General features: G+C 62.8%; 26 protein-coding genes. 16 read left to right on the top strand and 10 right to left on the bottom strand.

Features of this window, described 5'->3' with window-relative positions; translation table 11 throughout:
- The first annotated feature begins 116 nt into the window (after positions 1–116).
- Entirely contained in the window at positions 117–407 is a 291-nt protein-coding gene (locus tag GWE18_RS22305) for a hypothetical protein (RefSeq protein ID WP_275187845.1), read from the top strand.
- 72 nt (positions 408–479) lie between these two features.
- On the opposite strand, the gene GWE18_RS22300 is transcribed toward GWE18_RS22305, so the two are convergent.
- A complete protein-coding gene (locus GWE18_RS22300) occupies positions 480–2,426 on the bottom strand; it encodes an ATP-binding protein (protein WP_275187844.1) in 1,947 nt (648 codons plus the stop codon).
- A complete protein-coding gene (locus GWE18_RS22295) occupies positions 2,423–3,100 on the bottom strand; it encodes a response regulator transcription factor (protein ID WP_275187843.1) in 678 nt (225 codons plus the stop codon). The genes GWE18_RS22300 and GWE18_RS22295 overlap by 4 nt, the downstream gene beginning before the upstream one ends.
- A gap of 158 nt (positions 3,101–3,258) precedes the next feature.
- Between GWE18_RS22295 and GWE18_RS22290 the strand changes: the two genes are divergently transcribed.
- A complete protein-coding gene (locus GWE18_RS22290; RefSeq protein WP_275187841.1) occupies positions 3,259–4,524 on the top strand; it encodes a threonine ammonia-lyase in 1,266 nt (421 codons plus the stop codon).
- A gap of 118 nt (positions 4,525–4,642) precedes the next feature.
- Here GWE18_RS22290 and GWE18_RS22285 read toward each other — a convergent pair whose 3' ends face one another.
- The 3 genes from GWE18_RS22285 to GWE18_RS22275 form a co-directional block, all read right to left on the bottom strand.
- The gene (locus tag GWE18_RS22285) at positions 4,643–5,035 is read right to left on the bottom strand and encodes a hypothetical protein (protein ID WP_275187840.1); all 393 of its coding nucleotides are present in this window, start codon (positions 5,033–5,035) and stop codon (positions 4,643–4,645) included.
- A gap of 216 nt (positions 5,036–5,251) precedes the next feature.
- Entirely contained in the window at positions 5,252–6,007 is a 756-nt protein-coding gene (locus GWE18_RS22280) for a class I SAM-dependent methyltransferase (RefSeq protein ID WP_275187839.1), read from the bottom strand.
- Positions 6,008–6,050: 43 nt separating this feature from the next.
- Entirely contained in the window at positions 6,051–6,938 is an 888-nt protein-coding gene (locus GWE18_RS22275; protein ID WP_275187838.1) for a helix-turn-helix transcriptional regulator, read from the bottom strand.
- Between the two features lie 88 nt (positions 6,939–7,026).
- Here GWE18_RS22275 and GWE18_RS22270 point away from each other — a divergent pair, with 88 nt between their 5' ends.
- The 5 genes from GWE18_RS22270 (at position 7,027) to GWE18_RS22250 (ending at position 10,295) form a co-directional block, all read left to right on the top strand.
- The gene (locus tag GWE18_RS22270) at positions 7,027–7,719 is read left to right on the top strand and encodes an ABC transporter permease (protein ID WP_275187837.1); all 693 of its coding nucleotides are present in this window, start codon (positions 7,027–7,029) and stop codon (positions 7,717–7,719) included.
- Positions 7,720–7,721: 2 nt separating this feature from the next.
- Positions 7,722–8,444: an ATP-binding cassette domain-containing protein gene (locus tag GWE18_RS22265; protein WP_275187836.1), complete on the top strand. Its 723-nt coding sequence runs from the start codon at positions 7,722–7,724 to the stop codon at positions 8,442–8,444.
- A 32-nt stretch (positions 8,445–8,476) separates the two neighbouring features.
- Positions 8,477–9,304, top strand: coding sequence for a substrate-binding domain-containing protein (locus GWE18_RS22260; RefSeq protein ID WP_275187857.1), 828 nt, complete (start codon positions 8,477–8,479; stop codon positions 9,302–9,304).
- 41 nt (positions 9,305–9,345) lie between these two features.
- On the top strand, positions 9,346–9,849 hold the full coding sequence (locus GWE18_RS22255) for a hypothetical protein (protein ID WP_275187835.1): 504 nt from the start codon (positions 9,346–9,348) through the stop codon (positions 9,847–9,849).
- Positions 9,850–9,986: 137 nt separating this feature from the next.
- Positions 9,987–10,295 carry a hypothetical protein gene (locus GWE18_RS22250; protein ID WP_275187834.1) on the top strand — a complete coding sequence of 103 codons (309 nt, stop codon included), beginning with the start codon at positions 9,987–9,989 and terminating at the stop codon, positions 10,293–10,295.
- 61 nt (positions 10,296–10,356) lie between these two features.
- On the opposite strand, the gene GWE18_RS22245 is transcribed toward GWE18_RS22250, so the two are convergent.
- Positions 10,357–11,124, bottom strand: a complete 768-nt coding sequence (locus GWE18_RS22245; protein WP_275187833.1) for a lytic transglycosylase domain-containing protein — start codon at positions 11,122–11,124, stop codon at positions 10,357–10,359.
- Between the two features lie 526 nt (positions 11,125–11,650).
- Here GWE18_RS22245 and GWE18_RS22240 point away from each other — a divergent pair.
- Positions 11,651–12,817 carry an MFS transporter gene (locus GWE18_RS22240; RefSeq protein WP_275187856.1) on the top strand — a complete coding sequence of 389 codons (1,167 nt, stop codon included), beginning with the start codon at positions 11,651–11,653 and terminating at the stop codon, positions 12,815–12,817.
- A 166-nt stretch (positions 12,818–12,983) separates the two neighbouring features.
- Positions 12,984–13,184 (top strand): hypothetical protein, encoded by a 201-nt coding sequence (locus GWE18_RS22235; protein ID WP_275187832.1) that lies wholly within the window; start codon positions 12,984–12,986, stop codon positions 13,182–13,184.
- 57 nt (positions 13,185–13,241) lie between these two features.
- On the opposite strand, the gene GWE18_RS22230 is transcribed toward GWE18_RS22235, so the two are convergent.
- Positions 13,242–14,405, bottom strand: a complete 1,164-nt coding sequence (locus GWE18_RS22230; protein ID WP_275187831.1) for a kelch repeat-containing protein — start codon at positions 14,403–14,405, stop codon at positions 13,242–13,244.
- Positions 14,406–14,850: 445 nt separating this feature from the next.
- Here GWE18_RS22230 and GWE18_RS22225 point away from each other — a divergent pair, with 445 nt between their 5' ends.
- The 4 genes from GWE18_RS22225 (at position 14,851) to GWE18_RS22210 (ending at position 21,728) form a co-directional block, all read left to right on the top strand.
- Positions 14,851–16,818: a peptidoglycan-binding protein gene (locus GWE18_RS22225; RefSeq protein WP_275187830.1), complete on the top strand. Its 1,968-nt coding sequence runs from the start codon at positions 14,851–14,853 to the stop codon at positions 16,816–16,818.
- A 314-nt stretch (positions 16,819–17,132) separates the two neighbouring features.
- Complete coding sequence (locus tag GWE18_RS22220; protein ID WP_275187829.1) at positions 17,133–18,575, top strand: DUF4403 family protein; 1,443 nt, start codon at positions 17,133–17,135, stop codon at positions 18,573–18,575.
- A 160-nt stretch (positions 18,576–18,735) separates the two neighbouring features.
- Positions 18,736–19,776 (top strand): alpha/beta fold hydrolase, encoded by a 1,041-nt coding sequence (locus GWE18_RS22215; RefSeq protein ID WP_275187828.1) that lies wholly within the window; start codon positions 18,736–18,738, stop codon positions 19,774–19,776.
- 161 nt (positions 19,777–19,937) lie between these two features.
- Entirely contained in the window at positions 19,938–21,728 is a 1,791-nt protein-coding gene (locus GWE18_RS22210; RefSeq protein WP_275187827.1) for a peptide ABC transporter substrate-binding protein, read from the top strand.
- A gap of 205 nt (positions 21,729–21,933) precedes the next feature.
- On the opposite strand, the gene GWE18_RS22205 is transcribed toward GWE18_RS22210, so the two are convergent.
- Together GWE18_RS22205 and GWE18_RS22200 are read right to left on the bottom strand one after the other, a co-directional pair.
- Positions 21,934–22,311, bottom strand: coding sequence for a VOC family protein (locus GWE18_RS22205; RefSeq protein WP_275187826.1), 378 nt, complete (start codon positions 22,309–22,311; stop codon positions 21,934–21,936).
- 164 nt (positions 22,312–22,475) lie between these two features.
- A complete protein-coding gene (locus GWE18_RS22200) occupies positions 22,476–22,856 on the bottom strand; it encodes a helix-turn-helix domain-containing protein (RefSeq protein ID WP_275187825.1) in 381 nt (126 codons plus the stop codon).
- Positions 22,857–22,927: 71 nt separating this feature from the next.
- Between GWE18_RS22200 and GWE18_RS22195 the strand changes: the two genes are divergently transcribed.
- Positions 22,928–23,311 carry a nuclear transport factor 2 family protein gene (locus GWE18_RS22195; protein ID WP_275187824.1) on the top strand — a complete coding sequence of 128 codons (384 nt, stop codon included), beginning with the start codon at positions 22,928–22,930 and terminating at the stop codon, positions 23,309–23,311.
- A gap of 877 nt (positions 23,312–24,188) precedes the next feature.
- On the opposite strand, the gene GWE18_RS22190 is transcribed toward GWE18_RS22195, so the two are convergent.
- A complete protein-coding gene (locus tag GWE18_RS22190) occupies positions 24,189–24,731 on the bottom strand; it encodes a hypothetical protein (protein WP_275187823.1) in 543 nt (180 codons plus the stop codon).
- Here GWE18_RS22190 and GWE18_RS22185 point away from each other — a divergent pair.
- Both GWE18_RS22185 and cax read left to right on the top strand, forming a co-directional pair.
- Complete coding sequence (locus GWE18_RS22185) at positions 24,730–25,128, top strand: hypothetical protein (RefSeq protein WP_275187822.1); 399 nt, start codon at positions 24,730–24,732, stop codon at positions 25,126–25,128. The two genes, GWE18_RS22190 and GWE18_RS22185, sit on opposite strands and share 2 nt — an antisense overlap.
- Positions 25,129–25,352: 224 nt before the next feature.
- Positions 25,353–26,501: a calcium/proton exchanger gene (gene cax / locus GWE18_RS22180; RefSeq protein ID WP_275187821.1), complete on the top strand. Its 1,149-nt coding sequence runs from the start codon at positions 25,353–25,355 to the stop codon at positions 26,499–26,501.
- The last annotated feature ends 163 nt before the right edge of the window (positions 26,502–26,664 follow it).

Below are 26,664 nucleotides of genomic sequence, written 5' to 3'. Positions count from 1 at the left end.
CCATTTTCATGGGATGTTGCCGCGGGCTCTCAAGGAGCATGTACATCTCGCGTCGGCTGCGGTGACCGATCGGCACATCGCAAAGAGCTGCACGCCCAATTCGGGAGAGATGACACATGTTGAGGAAGACAGGTTGGCTGAGCTCTGGTCTGACGATCGCGGCGTTTTCGGCCGTGGCTTCGTTTGCGCTGGGCGGTGTGGGTTCGGCCCAGGCGGCGGTGGTTTACTGCAAGACTGTCGGCGTGCCGAAGGGTTGCGTGGCGCGTCCGACGCCGGTTGCGGCGGCTGCGGTCGTGACGCCGGCCGTCGGCGTTGCCCGTGTCGGGGTCGGCGCGCCCGGCGTCGGCGTTCGTGCCGGCACCCCCATGAACCGCGGTGGCCCGGTCAATCGCGTCGGCCGTCGCTAAGCGCAAAGCGTTTTCAAGCGAAGTGGATTCCGGTTCGCGTAAAGAAAACGCGTCAAAACGAAGAGACGTAAATCAACCGGCAGCGCCGTCGCTGTCGGGAAAGCGGTGGGGTAATGTCAGTCTCACGCGCGTGCCTTGATCGGTCCCTTGGGCGCAGGAGCTCAATTCCAGCTCCGCGCCACAGCGCGCCGCGCGGCTTCGCATGTTGCGCAAGCCGCGCGCCGCTTTTATCGCGCCTGCCGCCGCGCCGTCAGGCGCGATCTCAAAACCCGTGCCGTCATCCTCGACGGTGATGCAGCCGCGGTCGAGGCCATCGGCGCCCGCGAGCGTCTCTATCCTCACCGTGATACGCCGCGCATTGGCATGCTTGACCGCGTTGGTCACGGCTTCATCCAGCAGGCGCACGATCTGGATGACGTGCCACGGCCGCAGTTCGGGATGAACCGGCAGGCCCTGCGGGGTGACCGCACGCCAGTCGAGTGCGATGTCGTGCGGACGTAGCTGCGCCATGGCCCGTTCGCGCCATGAGCCCAGCGCCAGCATCAGGTCGCCGCCGATATCGTCCATGGAGTCGATGACGAGGCGCAGATCCTTCAGCGCCGCGCGCGCCGCATCGCCGATTGGTGCGCTACCATTGCCGCGTTCGCTCAATGCCACGATGCTGACGAGCTGGCCGCCGAGCCCGTCGTGCAGGTCGCGCATCAGGCGCGTGCGCTCCCGCGCCAGCGCCGCGGCGCGGGCGCGCTCCTCCTCGCGGGCGAAACTGGCCTTCAGCTTCTCTTCCGCCTCGCGCACCTGGGTAACCAGGCGGCTGGCAAATCCGTCGACCTCGTTCAGCGCCCGCGCGAACCGCCAGGTCAGGCCTGCGCCGATCGCGACCAGCATCGCCGAGTACGACAGCCGCGCGGTGAAGATGCGATTGGGCATCATCTGAAATACCGAGAGCAGGTCGACAACCCAGCAGGTCAGCATGATCGTGACCGCGCAGCCGAGCAGCAGGCTCGCGACATTCCGCCGCTTCAGCATCGAGCGGGCGGTGACGACGGCTATGATGAGAAGGGAGAGGCCAACCATCGGCACGGCGAGATACAGGAACAGCGCTCGCACCATCGCCTGGCTTCCGAACAGGCCGGCCAGCGCCAACAGCACGCCGGGAATGAAAATGATCCAGCCGTAGCGCTGCCATTTCCAGCCCGAGAACAGCAGCGCAAATGTCAGCACCAGCCCGCTTTCGATCGGAGCCGAAGAAATCAGGATCACGTTGAGCCGGGAAAACGGCGTCTCGCCCATCGGCGTTTGCAAAAAGGCTTGGCCGACACCCACCGCCATTGCCGCGGCCAGAACGCCATAGGCCGGCTCATGGCGCCGCATCACCCACATGATTCCCAGGATGACCGCGAGGATCGCCTGCCACGACGAGAACACCACCGGCAGGGTGACGAAGATCAGCGTTCTCAGATTATAGCTCGGACGCAACAATTCGTCCGGGCCGACCCAGATGCGATCGAGAAATCCTGTGATCGGGCCCCAGATGAACAGCTTGATCGAAACGTCGTTGGCGCCGTCGTGCAGCACCGACGCGGGGATCACCGCGATCTGCGCCGTGTTGCGGTCGGGACGGTTGGCGGCGGGGTCGCGCCGGCTGTCCAGGATTACGACGCCGTTGACGGTGACCTCGACGCCGTTGGTGAAGCGCGGCAGAAATACCGACCAGGCACGCGCGGCCTCACTGGCCGGCCGGATGAACTGTCCGGCGAAGCGCGGCGGGTCGTTCATCGCGTGGCGCAGGGATGAAAAATACGGCAGCGTCACCGCGCGTTCGGCGCCGCTTTCCGAGAGCCTGAACGCCGTGACCTGATATTCGCCCGGAGGCTCCGGCAGCGACTGTCGCAGCGCGAAGATGCATGCGGCCACGATCAGCGCCTGCAGCAAAAGGTATTGGACGAGACGGGACGTTTGCAGCCGCCGCCGCTCGCGGCCGGGCAAGTCCGGTTGCGCGTCGTCTCCGTGGTCGTTCACAGCTTTATCAAGCCTTGCTGGACCGCCTCGAACACCGCCTCGCCCCGGGTATGGACCTCGAGCTTGCGGTAGATGCTCTTGATGTGCCCGGGCACCGTCTGGCGCGACAGGCCGAGATGGCTGGCGATCTCGGCATAGCTAAAACCCTTGGCGATGCCCCAGAGGATGTCGATTTCGCGCGGCGTCAGCTTGGCGGTGTTGAGCGCAGGGCCGGGCGGCGGCTCGGGCGTGTTCTGGGTCCGCCGCACAATGAACCGCGCGATCGAGGCCGAGATCGGCGAGTGCCCGGCGACCAGGTCGCGTACGGTGGCGGCGATATCGGTCGGGAACGCGTCCTTGAGCAGATAGCCCGTGGCGCCGACGGTGATCGCCGAGATCACGCTCTCCTCGTCGCCGAGGATCGAAATCACCATGATCTCGGTCTCGGGAAAGCGCTGCCGGGTTTCGCGGATCAGGTCGACGCCATGGCCGTCGGGCAATTGAAGGTCGGTCAGCAGCACTTTTGGCGCGCCTTGCGCGAGACAGGCGCGGGCTTCCGTGAGCGTGCCGGCAGCCCTGACCTGGTACCCGGCCTTGGCGAGCGCGTCCTGCAGCCGCCAAAGCGTCGGCGCGTCGTCCTCGACCAGCACGACCGTGATGGCCTCCGCCTTCGGTCCATCGCTCAATGGATTCATCTGAAAACTCCGGCCGCTGTCCCTGCGACCCTCGCAAGTGTAACGCCGCGGCGGCCTTTTGCGACACCCATGTTCATGGGGCGGGATTTTACGAGATTCGGAGGAGGCGCGTCCGCCGGAAAAGGCCTATACGATTGCCTCCCAACGAGGCCTCCGAAATGCCGAAAGCCCCCAAGAACGCCCCGCCGGACCAGCACGCTTCCGAACCCGGCCTTGCCGTCACACCCGATGACGTCATGGCCGCGGCGGCTGCGATCCGCGGTTCCGTCATCGTTACCGAATGCGATGCCAGCCGGACGCTCAGCGAGATCTGCGGCTGCAATCTCTGGCTCAAATTCGAGAACCTGCAGTTCACCTCGACCTTCAAGGAGCGCGGCGCGCTCAACCGGCTGCAGGCGCTGTCGCCGGAGACGCGGCATCGCGGCGTGATCGCGATGTCGGCCGGCAACCACGCGCAGGGCGTCGCCTATCACGCCCATCGGCTCGGCATTCCCGCTACCATCGTGATGCCGATAGGCACGCCGATGGTGAAGATCGAGAACACCAGGCGTCACGGCGCGGAGATCGTCATATCAGGCAAGACTCTGGAAGAGGCTGCCGAGTTCGCGCGCACGCATGGCAAGGCAAAGAACCTCGCCATGATCCACCCTTACGACGATCCCCTGATCATCGCAGGCCAGGGCACCATCGCGCTCGAAATGCTCGCTGCCGTGCCGCAGCTCGATATGCTGGTCGTTCCGATCGGCGGCGGCGGACTGATTTCCGGCATGGCGGTCGCGGCCAAATCGCTGAAGCCGGAGTTGCAGATCGTCGGCGTGCAGGCGCAGCTCTATCCTTCGATGTACAACGCCATCAAGGGCGAGCGCCTGCCGATGCGCGGCGACACGCTCGCCGAAGGCATTGCGGTGAAGGTGCCGGGCCGGATCGCCACCGAGATCATCCGCCGCCTCGTCGACGACATCGTGCTCGTCACCGAAGACCAGATCGAGCGTGCGGTGGCGATGCTGATTGCGATCGAAAAGACCGTGGTCGAAGGCGCCGGCGCGGCGGGCCTTGCCGCGGTGCTGGCCGCACCGGAACGTTTTGCCGGCCACAATGTCGGGCTTGTTCTCACCGGCGGCAACATCGATACCCGGCTGATCGCTTCCGTGCTGACCCGCGAGCTCGCGCGCGAGGGGCGGCTGACGCAGATCGCCATCGACATCGTCGACCGGCCCGGCCAGCTCGCCGCCGTCTCGGCGCTACTCGCCGAAGCCGGCGCCAACATCATCGAGGTCTCGCACCAGCGCACGTTCTCCGACCTGCCGGCCAAGGGCACCCTGCTCGAAGTGGTGATCGAGACGAGGGACCGCGCGCATCTGGAGGACGTGATGAAACGGCTCGGCGAGGCCGGATATGTCGCGTGGCTGCCGGGGCGACGATAGCCCTCAGGTTAGGAGTCGCACCGCGCCAGTGTCGCTGACTTCACAATCGCCAGGCTCGGCGGCGAGATCGCGAAAGCCTGCCTGGCGCATGAAGCCGAACAGCGCCTGCGGCGCCTTGCTATCCGCGAATGCGTTGCTCGATGTTGGCCGCCGGTCCCCCCGCGCGCACGTTGCGAGTGCCTGACGGATGAGCTTGTGAGCCCGCGAAGCTTTTCCACGGACCAATAGTTTCGACGATGATATTAATTCCAGCCACCGCGCTTTCGATTTGGCGCTGCACGCTGTCGACCTCGGACTTCAGGAACTCTTGCATTTTCTGGAGTTCGGAAGCCAGCTTGTGAAGTTCGTCTATCGAATTTGAGGTCAACCGGGCGACGGACGAGTTGAATCGCTCTGTGCTGATCTCCAGCGGGCTAGCGGGATTCGACTTCTCTTTGCTAGGTTGTGTCGCCAGGGCTTCGTCCGGCGGAGGTGCTTTTTCGTCGGGTGCGGCAGACGTTGGAGTATCCATCAGTTCCTCCTTTTGGTGCCCGCGGCTATAGGCGTCGTTGAGTCGTTAGGCGATTTGGTGGCGTGGCGGTGGCGATCCGGAGCCGAACCCGAAGATTTCCGGTTTATGGGCGTGCTGGATCGGGAACCGCTTTCTCCAAGCTAGTCGACGCCCGCGGCTGGTGCGGACACTTGCTTCAGGTCTCAGCCAAGCCTCGTCTGTAGGCCCACTTGGTTCTCATTCCTGGTTGTCACACAGGCATACTTGTCGCGCGCTTTCAGCCACCAGTGGGCTGCGGTCAAAATCACCGAAGCGCTCGACGAGGCGTAAGCCACCTGATGCAATTAGCAACGGCATCTCTTGCGGAAAGATGTTTCGCATCTGCAAGGGAGTCTTCCAGAAATCCTTCCTTGCCGATGTCGACCAATACCAATCCACGTGACTGATTTGGGTGAGGGGATCGTATCTTAGGGTCTCCTCGACGATTATCTCACCTTGAGTATCATGGACAATCGATCCGACCAGCTGGCGCTTGTCGGGAGTGCAGCTCAGTCTCGCCGCATTCGGAAGGAAGGCATCGAACACAAGCCTGCCCTTCGGTGATAGATGCCGTGCGACTGACCGAAAAAAGCCCGTGAAATCGTCCAGGCTATGCAGGTGCAGGACCGAATTCATTGCAACAATGATGGTTCCGAAGGTGCGTCCATTTAAGTCAAAATGGCGCATGTCCAACTGCACCAGGTCGAGTTCGACCGCCTGTGCCTCGGCGGAACGTCGCGCACGCTCGAGCATCTTGGCGGATAGGTCACCTCCAGTCACTTGCAAGCCTGATAGAGCCAGCGGAATAGTGAGACGACCGGTTCCACACGCGAGGTCGAGGACGCGACCACCTCGTTCGTTGGCTATCTCTACGTAGAAGCGCTCCATGGCCGGATCACTTGCCGCCATCAAATCGTATAGATCAGGGCGATCGTAGAGGCTGTTCTGTTCCATGAAAAAAGCTCTGCATGTGGCCGCGCGCTGATAAGTCCGCGCCCTAGTTCACCAGCCGCACCGCGCCGGCGTCGCTGACGTCATAGCCGCCGAGCTCGGCGGCGCGGTCGCGCAGCACGGCCTGACGCATGAAGTCGAACAGCGCCTGCGGCCCCTTCATGAAATAGTCGCGCTGTCGCATCACGAGGTCAAAACGCTCCCAGGCAAGCGGCAGGAAATCGAGCCCCGCTGATTTCGCCACGCTTCGCGTCGCGATGCCGCAATCGATGCGGCCCGCGCGGATGGCCTGGGCGATATCCGGTCCGGTCGGAAACGCGGGCTTTGCCAGTTTCAGATCGTCGAGCGCGATGCCGGCGCGCGCCAATAGCGCAAGCAGCAGCAATTGCGCGCCGGCTCCGGGTGGACGCTGCGCCATCCGCGCGCGCGTTGTCGCGATCGAGGCCATGTCGCTTAAGCCGAGCGGATTGCCTGATGCAACCAGAATGCCCTGCTCGCGCTGTGCAAAGCCGAGCACGACGGCATCGTGCAACCCCGGCGCAGCGGCGACCGCATCGAGATTGGCGGTTTCGTCGTCGCCATCGAGGCGGTGCAGATGGATCGCTGCGACCATCACCTCGCTTTGCGTCAGCCGCCGCAGGCCTTCCTCGCTGCCTTCGGGCAGGCTGGCGAGGCCGGAATTGCTTTCGCGCAGCGCCCATTCCAAGAGCGGATCATGGCTGCCGCCGACGATCGGCGGCGCCGCCACCTGCGCCAGCGCAGCCGGCGCGATCAGGCCGGCGGACACCCAGCGGTCCAGCGCGGCCCGCGGAAACAGCCAGCGCCCGGTCACCTTGCTGCAGGGCACCGCCCGCTCCGCCACCAGCTCATAGAGCTTGCGTTCCGAGAGCCGGAGATAGTCAGCCGCTTCGTCGGTGGTTAGCAGTTCAGGCATAGGCACCAATATGCATTTGAATGCAAATGTTACGGAAATTGACCATATCAGTGGCATCTGCGCAAGATATCTGCCAAACGGAATTTCGATGCCCCAAGACCTGACAGCCCTTCAACTCGTGCTCTCCGGCGATCCCGCGCTGTTCGCCATCGTGCGGCTGTCGCTTTATGTGAGTCTTTCCGCGGTGGTGCTGGCCGCGTTGATCGGCATCCCGCTGGGCGCCTGGATTGCGCTGACGAGATTCCCGGGACGCCAGGGCGTCATCGTCATGCTCAACGCGCTGATGGGCCTGCCGCCGGTCGTGGTCGGCCTTGCGGTCTATCTGACGCTGTCGCGGTCCGGGCCGCTCGGCGCGTTCGGCCTGTTGTTCACGCCGTCCGCCATGATCATCGCGCAGACTGTGCTGGTCACGCCGATCATCGCTGCGCTGACGCGGCAGACCATCGAGGACCTTTGGATCGAATACCGCGACGAGCTGACCGCGATGAATCTCGGCCCGCTGGGCCGGGTCGCAACGCTGATCTGGGACGCCCGTTTCAGCCTGGTCACGGCGCTACTCGCCGGCTTCGGCCGCGCGGCGGCGGAGGTCGGCGCCATCATCATCGTCGGCGGCAATATCGAGGGCTTCACCCGCACCATGACGACGGCGATTGCGCTGGAAACGTCGAAGGGCGACCTGCCGCTCGCGGTCGGGCTCGGCCTCGTGCTGATCGCGATCGTGATCGCCGTCAACGCGCTGGCCTGGACCGCGCGCCGGGCCGGCGAGCGACTGGCGGGATGACCATGCGCGCGCCTTCCGAAGAACTGCCGATTGTGTTCGAAGGCGTGACGGTTGCAGCCGGGCCCGTCACGATCCTCGACAGTATCTCGCTCACGCTGCTGCCGGGTCCGCCCACCGTGCTGATCGGCCCCAACGGCTCGGGCAAATCCACACTGCTGCGCATGGCGATGGGGCTGCTCGCGCCGTCGCGCGGGCGCATCACCTGGGGTGGCCGAGAAAACGTCCCGCCGCTGAAGCGCGCGATCGTATTTCAGCGCCCGGCGATGCTTCGGCGCAGCGCTGCCGCCAATATCCGCTTCGCGCTGCGCGCTGCCAGCATCGCGCACGCCGAGCATGCGCGCCGCACCAGTGAACTGCTCGAATTGGTCGGCCTCGAGCGGCTCGCTGATCGCGCTGCTCGGCGGTTATCCGGCGGCGAGCAGCAGCGGCTCGCGCTGGCGCGGGCGCTTGCGCGCGATCCCGCAGTGTTGTTTCTCGATGAGCCGACCGCGAGCCTCGATCCCACTGCCACCAAGGCAGTGGAGGACATCATCCGCACTGTAAGCGAACGCAACATCAAGGTCGTGATGGCCACCCACGATCTCGGCGAAGCGCGACGGCTCGCCGGCGACATCGTCATGCTTCACCGCGGCCGCATCGTGGAGACCGGCGCCGCCGCGTCGTTCTTCGATAGGCCGCAAACCGCCGAGGCCAAGACATTCCTCGCGGGCGAATTACTGGTTTGAACTATTGGTTTGATGGGAGAAAACAAATGAACATGCTTACGCGCCGCTTGCTGATCGCGGTGACCGCCAGCTTCGTATTCGCAGGCCACGCCTTCGCCCAGGACAAATCGATCGTGGTGGCCTCGACCACCTCGACGCAGGATTCCGGCCTATTCGGCCACTTACTTCCGATGTTCAAGGCCAAGGCCGGCATCGACGTGAAGGTGGTGGCGCAGGGCACGGGACAGGCGCTCGATACCGCCCGCCGCGGCGATGCCGACGTGGTGTTTGTCCACGCCAAGCCTGCGGAAGAAAAATTTCTGGCTGAAGGTTTTGGCGTCAAGCGCTATCCCGTGATGTACAACGACTTCATCCTGATCGGCCCGAAGGCCGATCCGGCCGGCATCAGGGGATCAAGGGACATCGTTGCAGCGCTCAGCGCGATCAAGGCGAAGGGCGCCGACTTCATCTCGCGCGGCGACAAATCCGGCACGCATCAGGCCGAGCTCAACCTCTGGAAGGTCGCCGGCATCGACATCGCGAAGGACAAAGGCCCCTGGTACAAGGAGATCGGGCAGGGCATGGGCGCGGCGCTGAATACCGCCTCGGCCTCCAACGCCTATGTGCTCGCCGATCGCGGCACCTGGCTGTCGTTCAAGAACCGCGGCGACCTTGCCATCGCGGTCGAAGGCGACAAGCGCCTGTTCAACCAGTATGGCGTCATGCTGGTGAACCCGGAAAAACATCCGAGCGTGAAGAAGGATCTTGGCCAGCAGTTCATCGACTGGCTGGTGTCGTCGGAAGGCCAGAAGGCGATCGCCGACTACAAGATCAATGGCGAGCAGTTGTTCTATCCCAACACCAACGATTCCGGCGCGTGATGCGGGGGCGGCTTTCGGCAGCTCTTGCGGTTCGGGCTTGGATGCATCCGGTTGGCTTTGCCGCCGCGCTGATCGTTTCAGTCGCAACGGCAAGCGCCGCCGCCGACGGCTGCGAAAAATTCGCTTGGCCGCTCGCGCGCGACCGCGCAGCGTTCGCGGCGGCGGACAAGACGACGATTTCGGCGGGCGAGACGTTGGCAGCGCTGCCGGCGGGCGCACTGGTGATCCGCCTGCAGCCGGGGCCGCAGGCTTCCTTCGCGATGCCGCCGGAGCGCAAGCCGCGATTGGAGCAGTGGCACGGCGGCTTGGTGCGCCTTCCAGCGCTACCAAAACCCGGCATTTATCAGATCACGCTCTCCGACGACGCCTGGATCGACGTCATCCAGAACGGTCGCTACGCTCGCTCCGTCGGCAGCACCGGCCGCAGCGATTGCCCGGGCGTGCGCAAGAGCGTGCGGCTCGATCTCGATGCAAGCTCGGTCGTGCTGCAGGTCAGCAGCGTGGCGGCGGACACGATCGCGATGACGATCGCTGCGGTGAACTAGCATCGCTCTCGCCGCAGGAACTTCGCATTAATCTATGTGAACATTAGTTCAGGAAGCGAATCGCGGTCTTTATGTCGCACGCCGGAACGTCACGCGCGCCGATCGGTTAGCTTCGACACGTTCATTGGAGTTCGACGATGAAGAAGCTAGCTATCATGTTCGCCGTTGGTGCTGCCACGCTGATCGGAGGTTCCGCCGCTTACGCCGCCGACAATGCGGTGAAGGCGAAACCGTCGACGGATGTTACGCAGTCCTCGACCGACATCAGCGCGCACCGTCGCCACTGGCGTCATCACCGCTGGGGCCACCATCACTACAGGCCGTACTATCGTAGCTACGGCTACTATGCGCCGCGTCGGTACGGTTACTACGGAGGACCCCGCTACTATGGCGGTGGACCCGGTATCAGCTTCAGCTTCGGCACCGGTCATCGCGGCTGGTACTGAGATAACGAGGTGACAGCAAAGAGGCCCGCGAGCGCGGGCCTCTTTCGTTTGGCGGCAACAGTTATAGTTCCCGCGCCGCCCGCGATGACTTCGTCCGGTTCGAAGCTGACGCAAGACGCACGACGGATTGTTTCCCCGCCTTGCGCGCCGATGCCTTGCCTGCCAGCAGCGCCATGCGGGCATGGGTCTTGCGGGACGCAGTACGGGCATGTCGAGCCGCCGAGCTTGCGACACGCAGTTTCCTGACCGCCGCGTACTTCTTGCTCTCGGCAACATACTTCTTGCTCTCGACAACAACGGTTTCCGCCTTGCGCACAAGCGCGCTGGCGGAAGGCGTCAGGTCGACATTCACCGCCGCGATCTGGTCTTTTCGGGCCAGGCCGCCGACGCCCTCGCATGGCGCCTTCTGCGGCAGATCGGTCGGCATGTGGACGGTGCCATCTTCGTCAGTCCAGGCTTCGGCCTTTTGGCCGGTGATGATCTTGACGTAAGCGCGCGTTTCCTTTGGCAGCGAGCTGCGGCGCGACAGCCACTTCTCGATCCTGCCGCCGCCGGCATTATACGCTGCTGCGGCAAGTCCCAAATTTCCGAACTGATCATGGAGCTTGCGAAGGAACTTTGCCGACGCAGGGATCGCCTGCAACGGATCGAACGGGTTCTTCAAACCCATTTCGACGGCCGTCCGCGGCATGAATTGCGCGATGCCCTGCGCGCCTGCATGACTGACTTCCCCGGAACGAAACCTGCTTTCCTGCCACAGCAGGCGCACGAAAAATCCGATCGGGAGATCGTGTTCCTCGGCGGCAGCCTTGACCGCTTCACAGATCACATTCGATGGTGCGCGTTCCTCATCGATCGACGCAGCGGCATGAGCCGCGGCATCAGCCGCCGTCGTCGTCTCAGATGGCGCGGCGACATTTGTTGCCTCCTCTCCTTGCGAAGATTCAGCCGACGCAGTCGCAGTTCCGGCATGGGAGTTCGATGGTGCGGCAGGTTCCGATTGCGCTTCGGCGACGAAAGATGGTTCCGTCCATACTGACTTGTTATTGGAACTTTCAAAATCCGCGGCGACTACCAACACAGCAATCACAACGGCGAAAAGATATCGCATCAACTTTCCATTCGTGGTGGGTGATGGCCGGCCGGATAGAAGTCGGATGTGGACATTTCGCGGATTAACTGCGGCAGCGAGATGGTATTCGCACCCGTAATTCTACCGAGGGGAACTTTTGGAAATGCGCGTGAGAGCGTTTTCAAGCGAAGTGGAAGCCGGTTCGCGTAAAGAAAACGCGTCAAACCAAGAATCGAGAGACCCGTTCCGATGTAATCGGAACGGAACAGGCTCTCGTGGGCCGATTGCCTACATCGCTCTTTACGCCGCGCTGTATGGCGCGTTTGGCGTGGCCTCGCCGTTCTGGCCGAAATATTTCGAAACCAGAGCGCTAACGCCCGAGCAGATCGGCATCATCCTGGCGGCTGCGTTGTTGATGCGGCTTGTCGCCGGTCCCCTTGTCGGGGTGTTCGCCGACGTCGTGCAATCGTTGCGCCTTGTGCTCGCAGCCTGCGCCGGCTTAGCGGCCGCAACGGCCGTTGCATTGCTGTGGGCCGATGGCTTCTGGCTGTTGCTTGTGGTGGCGCTGGTTCAAGCGGCAGCGCTGGCGCCGACGACATCGATCGCCGACGCGTTGTCGGTCAGCGCAGCCAGGCCGCAGATGGCGGGGAGGCCGTTTGAATATGGCTGGATTCGCGGTTCGGCGTCGGCGGCTTTCGTTTGCGGCACGCTGGTCATCGGGCAGATCATAAGCCCCACCGACCTCACGCGCGTGATCTGGCTGAATGCTGCTCTGCTTGTCGTCGCCGCGGGAGCAACCGCGTTGGTGCCCGGGGTTACAGCTCACTCGGCGCCGCACAGCGGCGCATCAAAGATCGCGGGCGAGGTTCACCGACTTCTTGGCGTCGCGCGGTTTCGAATCCTGATTCTCGTCTCGGCTCTGGTCTATGGCAGCCACGCCATGCACGATGCATTTGCCGTCATCCGCTGGAGCAATGCTGGGATAGACACCTTCGTCATAAGCGTCCTGTGGTCGGAAGCCGTCGCTGCAGAAGTCATGGTGTTCTTTCTGATCGGTCCGGCATTGCTCAACCGATTCGGTGCGCGGGGCGCGGCTGCCTTGGCGGCCGCGGCCGGAATCGTGCGTTGGTCGATTGCGGCAATGACAAGCTCGGTGACGGTGCTTGCGATTTTGCAGCCCTTGCACGGATTGACCTTCGCTCTGCTTCATCTCGCTTGCATGCGTATGATGGGAAGCCTCATTCCCACCCATTTGGCCGCAACCGCCCAAGCAATTTACGCGTTTGGTTCCGGCGTTGTGACTGCCGCATTGACGCTGTTTTCGGGATTTTTCTATGCGAGCTATGGAGGAGGGGCGTTTGTTGCGATGGCACTTCTCTGCGGCCTCGCATTGCCGCTCGCCTGGTTCGGCTTTTCCGACGCGCGAGATTCGGCGCCTCGCATCGCTTGATCGACGCGTTGCCGCCAGCCGTGCCACAAGGTTTCAGACTCGTAGGTGCTTCTTGTTCGATTAATTACAGCGCGCCATTGATCGATGGCATCAGTGGTGGGATCGGTATACCCTGAGATTCGCGCTGACAGCGTGGCGCCAATCCCTCTGATGAAAGAAGCCCATAATGAGCGAGCGACTTGAAACGCTGAACAAAGCCCGTGCGCGGATGATCGAGGACAGGGACGCGCATGCGAAGGTGCTGGCCGCGCCTTTCGACCGCGACAGGGCCGAGCGGGCTCGCAACAAGTTCATCGAGATTCAGATGCTGATCGACGCCCTGGACCGCGCGATCAGCGGAGAGGGAGCCGTTGCGCTTAAAGGCTGAGCCGGGGCGCGTAGGGCGGATTGGAGCGCCGAAGGCGTAATCCGCCGTCGCACGTAGTCAAACGGCCAGCGTAAACGCTTCGTGCACAGACGACTGGACCGCCCCGCCGGTCACGGCTCCTCCACCCGCAACGTAGATGGCATCGCCAATGGTGGTGGCGCCCACCGCGTGCCTCGGCGTCGTCATCGGCGCGTGAGACTGCCAGGTGTTCGCCTGGGGATCATAACTCTCCATCTGACCGAAAACGGCGCCTTGCGTTATCTGACCTCTGTCCTGCACGCCGTATTCGCCGCCCATCGCGAACAGCCGGTCGCGGTAGACGACGAGGCCATGGCCGGAACGCGCGGTAGGCAGCGGCGCGCGCTCCTTCCATGTGTCTGATACGGGCAGATAAACGTGATGAAGATCGGTGTTGTATTCAAAGGTGTTGAAGCGGCCGCCGATGATATGGATCATGCCGTTATGGGCGACAGCTCCGACATGGTCGCGCGCGGCGGGGAGCGCTTTTCGGATCTCCCACCTGTCGGTTTGCGGATCATAGACCTCGTGCCAGCCGACGCTGGCGCGCTCGTTGGTGGGAGCGCCGGCGCCGCCGATCAGATGTATCTTTCCGTCAAGCGCGACGGCTGCGGCAGCACCGCGCGGACGTGAGAGTGGCGCGATGGTCGTCCACTTGTCCGCAGCCACGTCGTAGAAAAACGCATTCGGATCCGGATTGCGATTCTGCTCGATGAAGCCGCCAAGCGCGTAGACCCGGCCGGCATCTGCTACGACGGCGACGTGGTTGGCGCCGCGCGGCAATGGCGCGGCGTTGAACCACCGGTCGTCCCTGGGATCGTAAACATGGTGATAGGCGCGGTCGACGCGTCCCTCGCCATAGCCGCCGACAATATGCATGCGCCCGGCCCAGGCCGTGGCCCAGGCCATTTCACTTCGCGGCAGCGGCAACGCCGCCTTGGGATTCCAGCGTCCCTGCGGGCCCTTCGGTGCGGGGCTTTCCACTTTTCGCTGAGCAATCTGCTCGGTCGTGAGGTGATGCGGCGTGCCGCCCTGGAGTCTGGCGTACGGGTCGGCGGAGGGCGCCGCTTCAGGCAGGGCTGTGCCTGACTGAGTGCCATGCCCCGCATGCTGGGCCAGCGCCGGCGCGCAACCGACCGCCGCGCCAGCAGCCGCGGCAACGAAAGCTCTCCTGTTCAGACGCGGCGGATCGGATGAAGACATGAGAACTCCTGAGCTGGAGTAGCTGGATCATTGATGGTCGTAACAAAGGTGTGCCCGGTCAATGCAACAACTCCGGAACGCGGTGCCGATGTACTCAATTGCAGGTGAGGCCATGGCGGAACTAATTCGCCGATCCAGCATCACAACTGTTAGCTACCTCACACATGAATACTACTGGACGCTGTAGGCTCTCACAGCTCGCCGCGAGTAGTGATCCTTCGGCTGGCAAAACGAATATCGATACTGAGGACAGCGTCATCGGCTGGTTGTCACCGGCCGCGACGATCGGGCTTTCGTGCATGAAAACGCAGGTCGCGAACTGCATCGACAGGCGTCCGGCTCTGCCGGACAAATGGGCCGGCGTATGAGCAGCAAACCGAGGTCGAGGACGCAGCGATCGGCGAAGAGGAAACCGGCAACAGGCACACCAACGGGGGAACGCGCTATGGCTCAAATCGGAAGGTCTACCGACCCCTCAACCGCTGATAACCGCGACGACGTCGCAGGCAGCGAGGTCGCATCGTTCCGCTATAACAATCCCGGCGCACAATATCCCAGCGCACGCGCCGCGCGTTTCGGCCAGACCGGCTATGGCATCATCGGGGGCGGCCACAAGATCGCGCGCTTTCCCTCGCCGGTGAACGGCGCCGCCTCGAACTTCGATCTCTTGTCGCGCAGCTATGTCGGCATGCGGATCGGCGAGGCCGGAACAAAGTGGACCGGCGCGCACGGCTTTGGCGTGCCCGGCTATGATCCGAACGCCATACTGACCAAGGAAATAGTCGACGATCCCGTGCAGGCGATTGCCTTGCTGAAGGCCATTGCAGGCCGCGAGTCGGGCAAGGGCAATAACCTCACCGAGGAGCAGTGGCGACAGGCGCACCGCATGTACAAGGCCGGTAGCGCCGACGCTTTCTTCGATGGTCTGCCCGCTGTAGCCGTTGTCCAGCCGCCCGCGAGCGGTGCGCCTTCGGGTGCGGGTCTGGTACAGCGCGCCCGCGCGCATATCGGAGAGCAATACGTCAACACGCAGATACCGAAGGACGACCCGCATTGGCACGGCCCGTGGGATTGTGCCGAGTTCGTCTCGTGGCTGGTCTATCAGGAAGCCGGCATGCTTTACGGCTGCGTTGACAACACGGCGCCGCCAGCCAAGGCCGATGCCTATACGGGCGCCTGGAAGGCCGACCTCGAGCGGCTCGGCAAGCGCGTTTCGGTGGAGGAGGCGGCGGCGACTGCCGGTGGCATCGTGCTTCGCTATCCACCGGGTCCGGGCAAGATGGGCCACATTGCGGTATGCGACGGCGCCGGTGGCACTATCGAGGCCAAGGGGCGGCGCTACGGCGTGGTGGCCGATACCGTGCATGGCCGCGGATGGCACACCGGCATTCTCATTCCCGGCATCTCCTATGACGCCGCGGCCCCGATCAAGGTCGTCTCGCCCGCAATCATCTATGAGGTCGACGCGCCGAACATGGACATGGCCGTCGTTGCGCGCATCCAGGCGGCGCTGGCCGCCAAGGGCTTCGATCCCGGTTTGATCGACGGCGAGTTTGGGCTGAATACGCAAGCGGCCGTGCTGCGTTTCCAGGAAGCCGAGGGCATGGTGGTCGATGGCGCGGTCGGGCCGGAGACGGCGGCGGCGCTCGGCGTGTCGCTCGGGGCCGAGGCGGTCAAGCCTGTCGTCGCGGTCGCGGAGACGGGGGCGGTCGCTGGCCCGCCCGCGCTCGACATGCAGCAACTGCTCCCGCTCATTCTCATGTTGCTATCGAAGGAGAAACCGATGGCCGCCGATCCTGCCAAGCCGGGCCAAGGCCTCGAACTGCTGCTGCCTCTGATTCTGCAGTCGGCGCTTACCGGCAAACAACTCGATATCACGCAGCTTCTGACCGTGCTCGCGACAGGCAAGCCACTGACGACGCCGGCGGTCACGCCGATCGCGAACGCGCCGGTGCTCGCGCAGCCGGTCAACACCGTCCCGGCGCCGGTCGTCTCGCAACCGATTCTGCCGCTGCACCCGGGCGCCGCCGCGGCGCCGGTCGATCCCATCACGGTGTTGCTGCCGATGCTCTATGAGCGGCTGACCGGCAAGCCGTTCCCGGGCACCGAGAAGCCGGATGCCCCGCCCGAGCCGGTTGCGCCAGCCATGTCGCGGCCGAGTGTGCAGCTCTCTACCGGCGCGCTCGGCATCGTTACGCTGCTGCAGTCGATGGGCGTTCTCAGTTTACCCTTCAATCTGGGAGCGATCGCCGGTCAGGCGCCCGCCACAACCGCGCCGGTTTCAGGCTCGACACTGGCGACATTGATTCCGATCATCACCGGCGTGATCGGCGCCACCGGCGGCTTCGGCGCGCTGGGCGGAATCGCATCGAAGGTGCTGGGCGGACTGCTCAGCGCGTTCGGGAAGAAGTGAGGGTGAGATTGCCGGCGCGGGGTGCGTTGGCAAGCGAGTGGCGTCGCGGCCGTCGATGAACGTGAGGGGCATCGCTGCTAGGCTCACCGCGCTGATCGGTCCCGCCGCCGCTGGCGCGCGACATTGCGCATTCGTTGCGTGGTCAATAGTGGATATGCCTCCGGCGCCGGTGCCATGAAGCGAGCCATTTTTTACTTCCGCACCGCAGCGACAGCCGCGCGGTGAAGCAGCCTCTAGTTGCGCGACGTTACGCAAGTCCTTAAGCTCAGGCGCCGGGAAATACGGCATGTCGTCTGTGAACTGCGGTGGCGGGCATGGCCGATTCAGCTGATACACGCGGCAGGACTTTTCTGGGTTGTTCCAGCCATTGCGTCCGCTTCTGCGGCGGTGTGCTTGGCTTGGTGTTCTTCGTGTCAACCGGCGCGGCGACCGAGAAGCCGCCCCCCAACGCAGACGCCGCGCCGGTTATGCGGACACAGTCGCGGATCTCGGCAACGATCGAGTTTGGTCTGCCTGCGTTAGCAGCAGCCATCGAGCGCGATATTCCGAAACGGCTGGCAACGATTGACGAGCGGATCAACTGCGTACGGCGGCGGGTACTGGGATTCCAGGTCAGCGCGAATTGCGATATCTGGGGCTATGTGGAAAGAACCAGCGGTGTCTCGCTTTACGGGCGAGGCGACCGAGTGTTCGGGGCCGTCTCCATACGCGGGGTGGCGGAGGGACAGGGTGCCAACCGGTTTACTGCCCGCATTCACGGAGAGACGGAAGCGGCCGCAACCGTCGAGGTCGAAGCGCGGCCGCAATTGCGCAAGGACTGGTCGCTCGACCTCAATTTCAGCGATTCCTTTCGATGGAGCGAGCCGCCATATCTTCACGTGTTGGGTCGCGACATCCCGCTTGCTGAATATGCCGAGCCCCGGATCAAGACCCAGCTCAATCGCGTTCGATCGCGCGCGATCGCGGCAGCCCGACGTATCGATTTGCGGGATAAGGCCGCAAAGGCCTGGGCTCAGGCCTTCGAACCCATTAGGCTTTCCGCCGAACCTCCAACCTGGCTGCAGTTAAAGCCCGAGGCAGCCGCGTTCGCAGGCGTCCGCGCAAGCTCAAAGACGCTGTCCGGCACGCTCGAACTCGCCGGAACGGCCGAGACCGTTATCGGCGCAGCGCCGCCCGCGGCCTCGCCTACGGCGTTGCCATCGCTCGGCACCGATGTCAGTGCACCCGGCAGCTTCGATATCATTTTGCCGGTTCGCATCAGCTACGACACGTTACGCACCGGGATCGAGAAGGCGATCTCGGCGCTGCCAAAGAACAATGCTATTCGCGATGTTCAGGTATATCCATCCGCCGGCAGGCTCGTTGTTGGCCTGCGCATAGCTGCGGACTCCGAACCCGACCCTGCCGCGGGTGAATGGATTTACCTGTCCGGCAAGCCCCGTGTCGATACCGACAAGAAGACGATCGGATTGGCCGAGCTTGCCGCTAGCGATACGATCAAGGACAGGATCCGACAGCTATTGGGCGATGACCAACTACTCACGCAATTGCAGGAGCAAGGCGGCGTGAGCTATGGCATCGCCTATGATAACTTGCTCAATGCAGCCAACGAAAAGCTGACACGACCGCTGAAGAACGGCTTTCGCATGGAGGGTCATCTCACTTCCGCGAAACTCGACAACATCTCGCTGCTCGCCGACGGGCCGATGATCCTGATCCATGCAAGCGGTGAGCTCAAGATCCTATACGGCTTGTAGCCCAATGAGCGCCCGGAGATCCAACCTAGCAGGCATTTTCGCTTTCGCAGCCTGGGCGCTTGTTGGTGGTGCCGGCATGGCGGCTGGGCAGACTTCGTTTTACCAGGCACCTGCGTCCGCGGCCGCCGGGCCACCCGGCAGCCTTGTTCGACGGGAGATCATGACCGGTGCGCCGTTTGGCGCCGCAACCTATCGCGTTCTCTATCGCTCAACGGGGCTCGATGACAAGCCGATCCTGGTCTCAGGTATTGTGGTTGTCCCGCAAGGGCCGTCTCCGCCAGGCGGTCGGCCGATCGTCGCCTGGGCGCACCCGACGACAGGAATCGTTCCACGATGCGCGCCGTCGCTAGCGATCTTCGTGTTTCAGCAGATCCAGGGGCTGCGGTCGATGGTGGAACGCGGCTATGTCGTGGCAGCGACCGATTATCCGGGGTTGGGAACGCCGGGACCGCATCCTTATCTCGTCGGCACAAGCGAGGCGCGCGCGGTCATCGATTCGGTGCGGGTAGCGAGTACCATGCCTGGTGCCGGCGGCGGTACTCGTTTCGTCGTATGGGGTCATTCGCAAGGAGGTCAGGCCGCTCTCTTCACCGGTATGATTGCCAAGTCCTACGCGCCGGACCTGAGGCTTCTTGGCGTGGCTGCGGCCGCACCCGCCACCGATCTTGCCAAGCTTATGACCGACGATATCGATACCGCTGGCGGCAAGAACATCACGGCTATGACGCTCTGGTCATGGCAGCGCGTGTACGGCGCTCCGATGGACAAAATTGTCGATCGACGCGCCATTCCGACGATCAATCGCCTTGCTCAGGAATGCATCGAAGGCCCGCTTGACCTTTTTATCCGACAACGTACGGAAAAGCCGCTCGAACAATACTTCCTGGCGGTGAAGAGCCCTGCCGAGATCGAACCGTGGCGCTCCTTGCTCGCAAAGAACACACCTGGGTCCTTGCCGCCTGAAATTCCCGTTTTCCTGGCGCAAGGCGACAAGGATGCCGTCGTTCGCCCCGAGGTAACACACACATATGCCGCAGAACTCTGCAAGGCAGGCAGCAATGTCGAAATGTTGGTCATGCCCAACATAGGCCATGGCCGTGCGGCGCAGGCCAGTACTCGCGCCGCCGTCAACTGGCTCGGTGACCGGTTCGCCGAGGCGCAGCCGCCGAACACCTGTGGCACCCTCGGCTATGCGCGTTAGAGCAGCGGTTGCCTGCAAACTTCTATACGCCGCGTTGTACGCTGCGTTTGGCGTGGCGTGACCGGAAGGCCGGGATCCTGCTTTGACAGGTTCGCGCCGACCTGATCCATTTCCTGCATCGAGCGTGACGAGACATTCAGCACAGTTAAGGAGCGGGCCCCATGAAAGAACGGGAACTTCGAGACCTGATTGCAGACGTCAAGACCGGCCGGTTGTCGCGGCGGGCCTTTGTCCAGCGAATGATCGCCATCGGCCTTACGGCGCCGATGGCCGGGATGATGCTGAGCCAGTCCGGGGTCGCGATGGCTGCGACCGCGCTTCCCTACAAGCCGACCAAGGCCGGCGGCGGCGGCGTGCTGAAGCTGATGTATTGGCAGGCCATCACCCTGCTCAATCCCCATTTCGCCGTCGGCACCAAGGACCAGGAAGGCTGCCGGATCTTTTACGAGCCGCTGGCGGGATGGGATGGCGACGGCAATTTGGTACCGATCCTCGCCGCCGAGATTCCGAGCAAGGAGAATCATGGATTGGCCGAAGACGGCCGCTCGGTGGTCTGGAAGCTGAAACGCGGCGTCAAATGGCATGACGGCATGCCGTTCACGGCCGACGATGTCGTCTTCACCTGGGAATATGCCAAAACGCCGGAGACCGCGGCGGTCTCGATTGCCAACTACAAGGATATCACGGTCGAGAAGATCGACGACTTCACCGTCCGCCTCACCTTTGCCAAGCCGACGCCGTTCTGGGCCGATGCCTTTGTCGGCAATTACGGCATGATCATCCCGAAGCACCTGTTCGAGGATTATGTCGGTGCCAGGTCGCGCGAGGCGCCGCACAATCTGAAGCCGGTCGGCACCGGCCCTTATCTGTTCGTGGATTTCAAGCCGGGCGACATGCTCCGCGGCAAGATCAATCCCAACTACCACGTCGCCAACCGGCCGCAGTTCGATGAGGTGGAGGTCAAGGGCGGCGGCGACGCGGTGTCGGCGGCGCGCGCGGTGCTGCAGACCGGCGAATACGACTATGCCTGGAACATGCTGGTCGAAGAGGACATCCTGCTGAAGCTGGAAGCCGCTGGAAAGGGCAGGGTGAACATCACCCCGTCAGGCAACGTCGAATTCATGCAGCTCAATTCGACCGATCCCGCGGTCGAGATCGACGGCGAGCGCGCCAGCATAAAGACCAAACATCCGCTGTTCAGCGATCCGGCCGTGCGCCAGGCCGTCAATCTCCTGATCGATCGCGCGTCGATCGAGAAATTCATCTATGGCCGCACGGCGCGCGCCACCGCGAACTTCCTCAACAACCCGGAACGCTTCCGGTCGAAAAACACCAAATTCGAATTCAACATCGAGAAGGCCAACCAGATCCTCGAGGCGGCCGGCTGGAAAAAGGGCGGCGACGGCATCCGCGCCAAGGACGGCAAGCCGCTGAAGTTCGTATTCCAGACCTCGATCAATGCGCCCAGGCAGAAGACCCAGGCCATCGTCAAGCAGGCGTGCCAGAAAGCGGGCATCGACGTCGAACTGAAGTCAGTGGTGGGATCGGTGTTCTTCTCCTCCGACGCCGCCAATCCCGACACCTACACGCATTTCTATTGCGACGCGCAGATGTACAACACCACCATGCCGCAGGCCGATCCGCAGTTCTTCATGAACCAGTATTTATCGTGGCAGGTGGCGAACAAGGAAAACAAGTGGCAGGGGCGCAATGTCTCGCGCTGGCAAAGCAAGGAATACGACGAGACCTACAAGCAGGCCGAACGGGAGCTCGACGCGGTGAAGCGCGCGGCGCTGTTCGTCAGGCTCAACGACCTCGTCGTGACAGACAATTACATCCAGCCCATCGTCTCCCGGACCCGGGTCGCGGCGCTCGGCAACAAGCTGACCGCGCATATCTCGGGCTGGGACAACGATTTGTGGCAGCTCGCTAGCTGGTATCGGGAGGCGTGAGGCAAGGCGCTCGGATGTGCCTGCTATAGAGGTTGAACGGATGGTGGCGGGACGATGATGGAAATAGATTCTCCGGCGCCTTACCATCGCGGCTTGGAGCCTGTGCGATGCCGTCATCGAATTACGTTGTCAGCGTCACCGTAATGCCGACTCGTTGGCCCAAGGTCCGTAGGATCGACCCGCTCGCGGGCAAGCTCCGCGGCAGTCAAGCTGGTTCTCCCTCACGCTTGGCATTCGGCTTTTGCACGACACAGAAAAGATTGCCGTCCGGATCCTGTAACACCACGTAATCAGCATCTTGCGGATACCGCCACGGATACTGTTTCGCTCCGATCGTCAGCAAGCGACGAACTTCTTCCCGCTGGTGCTCGGTATAAAGGTCCAAGTGCAGCCAGCTTCTCCTCCAGCCGCGGCGATCGCGAGCCTGAAACGATATATTGGGCCCACGGCCTTCAGGATCACAAAGGACAATCCAGCCACCGCTCGCAGGCGCTCGCGGAATATACTGCAAAGCCTCCTGCCAAAATGCGACCATCCGCTCAAACTCATGGCAATGGATCACGACTGAGCCAATTCTGATCATCTCCGCGTCTCCGCTACGTGGATCTTATTCGTGACCACATTCTCCCGGCGGCTACGGGTAGCGGCGTTGTTCACACACGAACCCGACTACGGTGGCAGTGTCACCGTAATGCATGAGACCAAGCTTCGGATGTGCGGGGCGATCACGATTCTACGCTAACTCCGTCAGCTTTCGTGGTCATGCGACCGAGCAACCGCTCGATCATTCCGGCGTGACCAAAGCTCGAGCCGATCGAGGATGCTTAGGAGCTCGGTGCCCTTGAGGGAGAGCGAGTAGGTCACGCGCCGTGGGAACGCGACGGTTGGGGAGCGCAGCACCAAGCCTCGATCTTCAAGCCCATCCAAGCGCTCAGAAAGCACCTTCGGAGATACGCCCGGTAGAAGCTCTGCCAACTCTCCGTGCCGTTTCGAACCGTCCTTCAGGTGCCAGAGTACAAGTGCGTTCCACCGGTGGCCCAGGAAGGCCAGCCAATCCTCGACCGGGCAATCTGCCGGGCGACGCGGTTGCGGATTGTCGAGTTCTAATCGTAGCGCAGCAGATGACAATGCGGCTTCCTTCCCGTTTGGTTAGCACTGAAGGTGTGTGCTTCTCTTCTCCAACAACGAGGAGATGAGACATGACCGTGACTGAGCCAGCCCAGATGAACGAGGCATTCGCTCAAGCCTTCAACAGCCGTAACATAGATAATCTGCTCGCGCTGTACGAGATGGATGCCGTCCTGCGTGTGGATGGAAGCGAGCGAAGTCTGATAGGGCTCGACGCGATCGCTGGTGATTTGCAGCGTCTGCTGCAAGCGCCCGGCACACTGACGTCGCGCAACAACTTTTGCGTCCAGCACAGTGACGTCGCTCTGCTGCGCGCGGATTGGGAACTGCGCACCCAGGACGGCTCCATCGTGGCGTCCGGCAGCTCCGCCGAGTTGGTCCGCCGCCAGTCCGATGGCACCTGGCGGTACGTCATCGACCACGCAGTGGGTGCCTCCCTGCCACGCGTCAGCTAAGTGGAAGGGCTATCATGGTCAGATCGCGACTCGAGCCGAATGTCGCTCTCGGTGGTTGCGTGGTTGCTCGGCGATCAGCGCCGTTGCCTGTTCGACCGCGCGACGAGCTGGGCCGATGCGCTTGTCTTTCGCAATGTATGAAAAAAATCGCTTCAAGAGCGGCGCGCGCGAGCGACTTTCTCCTGGTCCGCCTGCGGCCAAGTCAGCACGCGATCGAGAAGTTCTTTAACCTGCTCTTTGGTCATGACGGGATGATAGCAAATTCGATGCGCACGCCGCGGCTCGTCTCCGGACAGAGGGGCGGGAAGGCAAGGCGAAGCAGCGAAGGCAAATGGTGCCTGGCCGGCGTCCAAGTAGACCACCAAGCAGTTGATAAGCCTAAAGTTTATGGTCCTCAAAAACCGGGAGTACCATTAGGTATACCAAGCCAATGTTTCACAATTTCGGTTCGAATCCGCTTCTTGCTGAACTTGCAACATCAGGAGCTACTCTCGTCAATTCCTTGTGAGCGCCCGTTGTGAGGTCACACAGCATGAGTGGTAGGCCCATAGCAGATCAACCCTTGGCCCGAGTGTACGCCTGCTCTTCGAGGCTCATGACCTGAAGGTCATAGGTTCAAATCCTATCCCCGCAACCACTTTTGTTATACTTCGCTTACCGTCTCGGTCTAACGACCGGGGCGGGCGCAGAGTGCAGGGCGGGAGATTGAGTCGATTCAGTTGCTGGCGCGCATGAACAGGTCCATCGAGTGTGATAGACGGGCATCTGCTTTCGACAAAGCGGGCTATCTCCTCGAACTCTGAACCAAGCAGCCAGCGTCAAGCTCCATTCACGCAATCTCCTCGACGGAACCGTGCCTGGGCGCGAGCGGTTTAGACTAGCCTGGTGTTGGTGCACCCTGACGCACGGCGGCGGCAAGAATGCGGATCAGGTGATAGGCGATCAGATTGAGCAGGAGTCGGTGGCGACGCGAGCGATGCCGCGATGTTTGGTCTTGCGCATGGTGCCATGCTGCTTGCCCCATCCGAAATGCACTCGACCATCGCACGGCGCGATTGCGCCATGCCGCACCCCGGATGCCGCGTGATTTGTTCGTCAATGGCAACTCAGGAATTACGAGGCCTCTATTCTGCTGCCCGGGATCAAGATCGACACCGATCCGGAGAATTTCCAGCCGATCAAGCAAATGCGGTTGATTCGGTTCGATGGGCGCACCTGGCAGCCGATCGGCGACGTGATCGAGAGCGCGTTTTCGGATACGCCGAAAAACTAATCTAGCGATCGAAAGTGGGGGGCCAGACCGTTGATCTAGGTCAAACCCCCAGTCAGCGCCGAAGGCTGTCGTCGGGTACTGATCGGCGGCTGGGGAATCGTTGAAGTTCAAATGCACGACACCCCCATCTACAGGAGGAACAGCCATGTTTCGTCATGCTCTCGCTGCTCTGGCAGCAGTCGTTGTAGTCGGCGCCAGCTTCATCCCGGATGACGCATTCGCGCGTCGGGGTGGCGGCGGCTATCGTGGTGGAGGCTTTCACGGTGGCGGCGCTCATTTCCGTGGCGGCGCGGTTCATGCTGGTCGTGTCGGCGTTGCCGGCCGGGGATATGGGGTTGCGGGACGCGGCTATGGATATCGTCCGATACCCGGTCGCCCGATAGCGCGCACGGCGGTCCGCAGAGGCGTCTATCGCGGAGCCGCCTATGGTGCGGCGGCCGGCGCCGTGGCAGCAGGAGCCTACGGCTATTATGGCGGATACAATAGCGGCTGTTACCAGAACGAATACGGCGCCTGGGTCTGCCCGCGTCAGTATCCGTATTGAGCGGGAATTCGGGTGCGCTCGGCGGTAGGGGTCTGATGCCTGCCGGTCGCGGGCACTTGATCGGCCGCCCGCACCACGCGTTGACGACTGCATGACGGCTGCCGGCTCGGCTTCTGTTTGACCCCGGTCTGAACCGGCCGGCAGCCCCGAGCGATGCGCGTACCCGGCTTTGTGACGGCAAGCACTTATGAGGGCAGCGCCATTTATCGCGTCGGAAGGTGCTCATGAATCCATTGCTGAAGGAAATCCGGCACAATCCTCTGCTATGGCTGCTGGCGTTCGTGCCGGCGCTGTTCGTCGCGCAAAACATCAAGCCGGACGCGCACACGCTGCTCTTCGTGCTGTCGGTCCTGGCCATCGTGCCGCTCGCCGGGCTGCTAAGCCACGCCACGGAATCTGTGGCGGCCAAGACGGGCGACACCGTTGGAGGCCTGCTCAATGCGACGCTCGGAAACCTGACAGAGCTCGTCATCGCGTTAACCGCGCTGCACGCCGGGCAATATACGCTTGTGAAGGCATCGATCGCCGGTGCGATCGTGACCAACACGTTGTTCATGCTTGGCATGTCATTTCTGCTGGGCGGACTAAGGCATCATGTGCAGGAATATGACCGGGGCAGCGCCCGGCTGCAGGCGAGCCTGCTTTTCCTGGCGACGATAGGGATCCTGATTCCCTCAGCGGTCTCCGAAGCCGATTCTGCGGCCGGATTGGCGTTCACGGCGAAGTTGAGCGTTGGCCTGTCCGTGTTGCTCATCGCGGCCTACGGCCTGGGCCTGCTGTTCTCGCTCAAAACCCATCGCGAATTGTTTGGCGGGGCTGGGCACGCGGAGGCTGGCGAAGCACCGTGGCCCATGGGGCTGGCTCTAGCCACGCTGGCCGGCGTCACCATACTGGTCGCACTGGTCAGCGAGGTTTTCGTCGAGTCGGTGCAAGAGGCCGCGGTGGCTTTTGGGATGACGCCGGCCTTTGTCGGCTTCATTGTCGTTGCGCTGGTAGGGGGAGCCGCAGAAATGGCCTCGGCCTTTTCCGGCGCACGCAAGAACCGGCTGGACCTGAGCGTGGGGATTGCGCTCGGGAGTGCATCCCAGATCGCGCTCTTTGTCGCGCCTGTCCTGGTGCTGCTCAGCTACGTCATCGGGCCGGAGCCGATGAGCCTGCAATTCTGGCCGGGCGCGGTGGTCATGATGCTTATCGCGACCATGACCGCATCGCTGGTGACCAACAGTGGCCGCTCGGCATGGTTTGTCGGCGTGCTCGTACTGATGGTGTACCTGATCTTTGCCATGACGCTTTACCTGCTGCCGCCCCGGACACAAGGCGAAAACAAACATGCATCGACCCCGACGATGCACGTTGGCGTGCGTGGATCCTAGCTCACTGGCCGGCTGATTCTGCCGGCTCAGCGCTCGTACATCCGCTTCACGGTAGGTTCACTCGTACAGGGCGCAGACGCCAGCCTGCCATCGCACACACCTGCGGACAGCGCGGCGGGTCTGGCGGACGGTAGTCCGTGCCACGCATACGCCGTTGACTCTC

This window comes from Bradyrhizobium sp. CSA112 (assembly GCF_029051645.1).
Classification (GTDB): domain Bacteria; phylum Pseudomonadota; class Alphaproteobacteria; order Rhizobiales; family Xanthobacteraceae; genus Bradyrhizobium.
Note: the sequence above shows the minus strand (reverse complement) of the source record. Positions and strands in the feature narration are given on the sequence as shown.

What these genes read in the sequence shown, in the direction of transcription:
- GWE18_RS22275 (WP_275187838.1), bottom strand. Translation starts at nt 6,938, where the DNA reads ATGCCTGAACTGCTAACCACCGACGAAGCGGCTGACTATCTCCGGCTC.
- GWE18_RS22205 (WP_275187826.1), bottom strand. Translation starts at nt 22,311, where the DNA reads ATGATCAGAATTGGCTCAGTCGTGATCCATTGCCATGAGTTTGAGCGG.
- GWE18_RS22225 (WP_275187830.1), top strand. Translation starts at nt 14,851, where the DNA reads ATGGCTCAAATCGGAAGGTCTACCGACCCCTCAACCGCTGATAACCGC.
- GWE18_RS22280 (WP_275187839.1), bottom strand. Translation starts at nt 6,007, where the DNA reads ATGGAACAGAACAGCCTCTACGATCGCCCTGATCTATACGATTTGATG.
- GWE18_RS22260 (WP_275187857.1), top strand. Translation starts at nt 8,477, where the DNA reads ATGCTTACGCGCCGCTTGCTGATCGCGGTGACCGCCAGCTTCGTATTC.
- GWE18_RS22185 (WP_275187822.1), top strand. Translation starts at nt 24,730, where the DNA reads ATGTTTCGTCATGCTCTCGCTGCTCTGGCAGCAGTCGTTGTAGTCGGC.
- GWE18_RS22215 (WP_275187828.1), top strand. Translation starts at nt 18,736, where the DNA reads ATGACCGGTGCGCCGTTTGGCGCCGCAACCTATCGCGTTCTCTATCGC.
- cax (WP_275187821.1), top strand. Translation starts at nt 25,353, where the DNA reads ATGAATCCATTGCTGAAGGAAATCCGGCACAATCCTCTGCTATGGCTG.
- GWE18_RS22305 (WP_275187845.1), top strand. Translation starts at nt 117, where the DNA reads ATGTTGAGGAAGACAGGTTGGCTGAGCTCTGGTCTGACGATCGCGGCG.
- GWE18_RS22230 (WP_275187831.1), bottom strand. Translation starts at nt 14,405, where the DNA reads ATGTCTTCATCCGATCCGCCGCGTCTGAACAGGAGAGCTTTCGTTGCC.
- GWE18_RS22290 (WP_275187841.1), top strand. Translation starts at nt 3,259, where the DNA reads ATGCCGAAAGCCCCCAAGAACGCCCCGCCGGACCAGCACGCTTCCGAA.
- GWE18_RS22190 (WP_275187823.1), bottom strand. Translation starts at nt 24,731, where the DNA reads ATGGCTGTTCCTCCTGTAGATGGGGGTGTCGTGCATTTGAACTTCAAC.
- GWE18_RS22265 (WP_275187836.1), top strand. Translation starts at nt 7,722, where the DNA reads ATGCGCGCGCCTTCCGAAGAACTGCCGATTGTGTTCGAAGGCGTGACG.
- GWE18_RS22270 (WP_275187837.1), top strand. Translation starts at nt 7,027, where the DNA reads ATGCCCCAAGACCTGACAGCCCTTCAACTCGTGCTCTCCGGCGATCCC.
- GWE18_RS22235 (WP_275187832.1), top strand. Translation starts at nt 12,984, where the DNA reads ATGAGCGAGCGACTTGAAACGCTGAACAAAGCCCGTGCGCGGATGATC.
- GWE18_RS22295 (WP_275187843.1), bottom strand. Translation starts at nt 3,100, where the DNA reads ATGAATCCATTGAGCGATGGACCGAAGGCGGAGGCCATCACGGTCGTG.
- GWE18_RS22220 (WP_275187829.1), top strand. Translation starts at nt 17,133, where the DNA reads ATGGCCGATTCAGCTGATACACGCGGCAGGACTTTTCTGGGTTGTTCC.
- GWE18_RS22255 (WP_275187835.1), top strand. Translation starts at nt 9,346, where the DNA reads ATGCATCCGGTTGGCTTTGCCGCCGCGCTGATCGTTTCAGTCGCAACG.
- GWE18_RS22285 (WP_275187840.1), bottom strand. Translation starts at nt 5,035, where the DNA reads ATGGATACTCCAACGTCTGCCGCACCCGACGAAAAAGCACCTCCGCCG.
- GWE18_RS22210 (WP_275187827.1), top strand. Translation starts at nt 19,938, where the DNA reads ATGAAAGAACGGGAACTTCGAGACCTGATTGCAGACGTCAAGACCGGC.
- GWE18_RS22250 (WP_275187834.1), top strand. Translation starts at nt 9,987, where the DNA reads ATGAAGAAGCTAGCTATCATGTTCGCCGTTGGTGCTGCCACGCTGATC.
- GWE18_RS22195 (WP_275187824.1), top strand. Translation starts at nt 22,928, where the DNA reads ATGACCGTGACTGAGCCAGCCCAGATGAACGAGGCATTCGCTCAAGCC.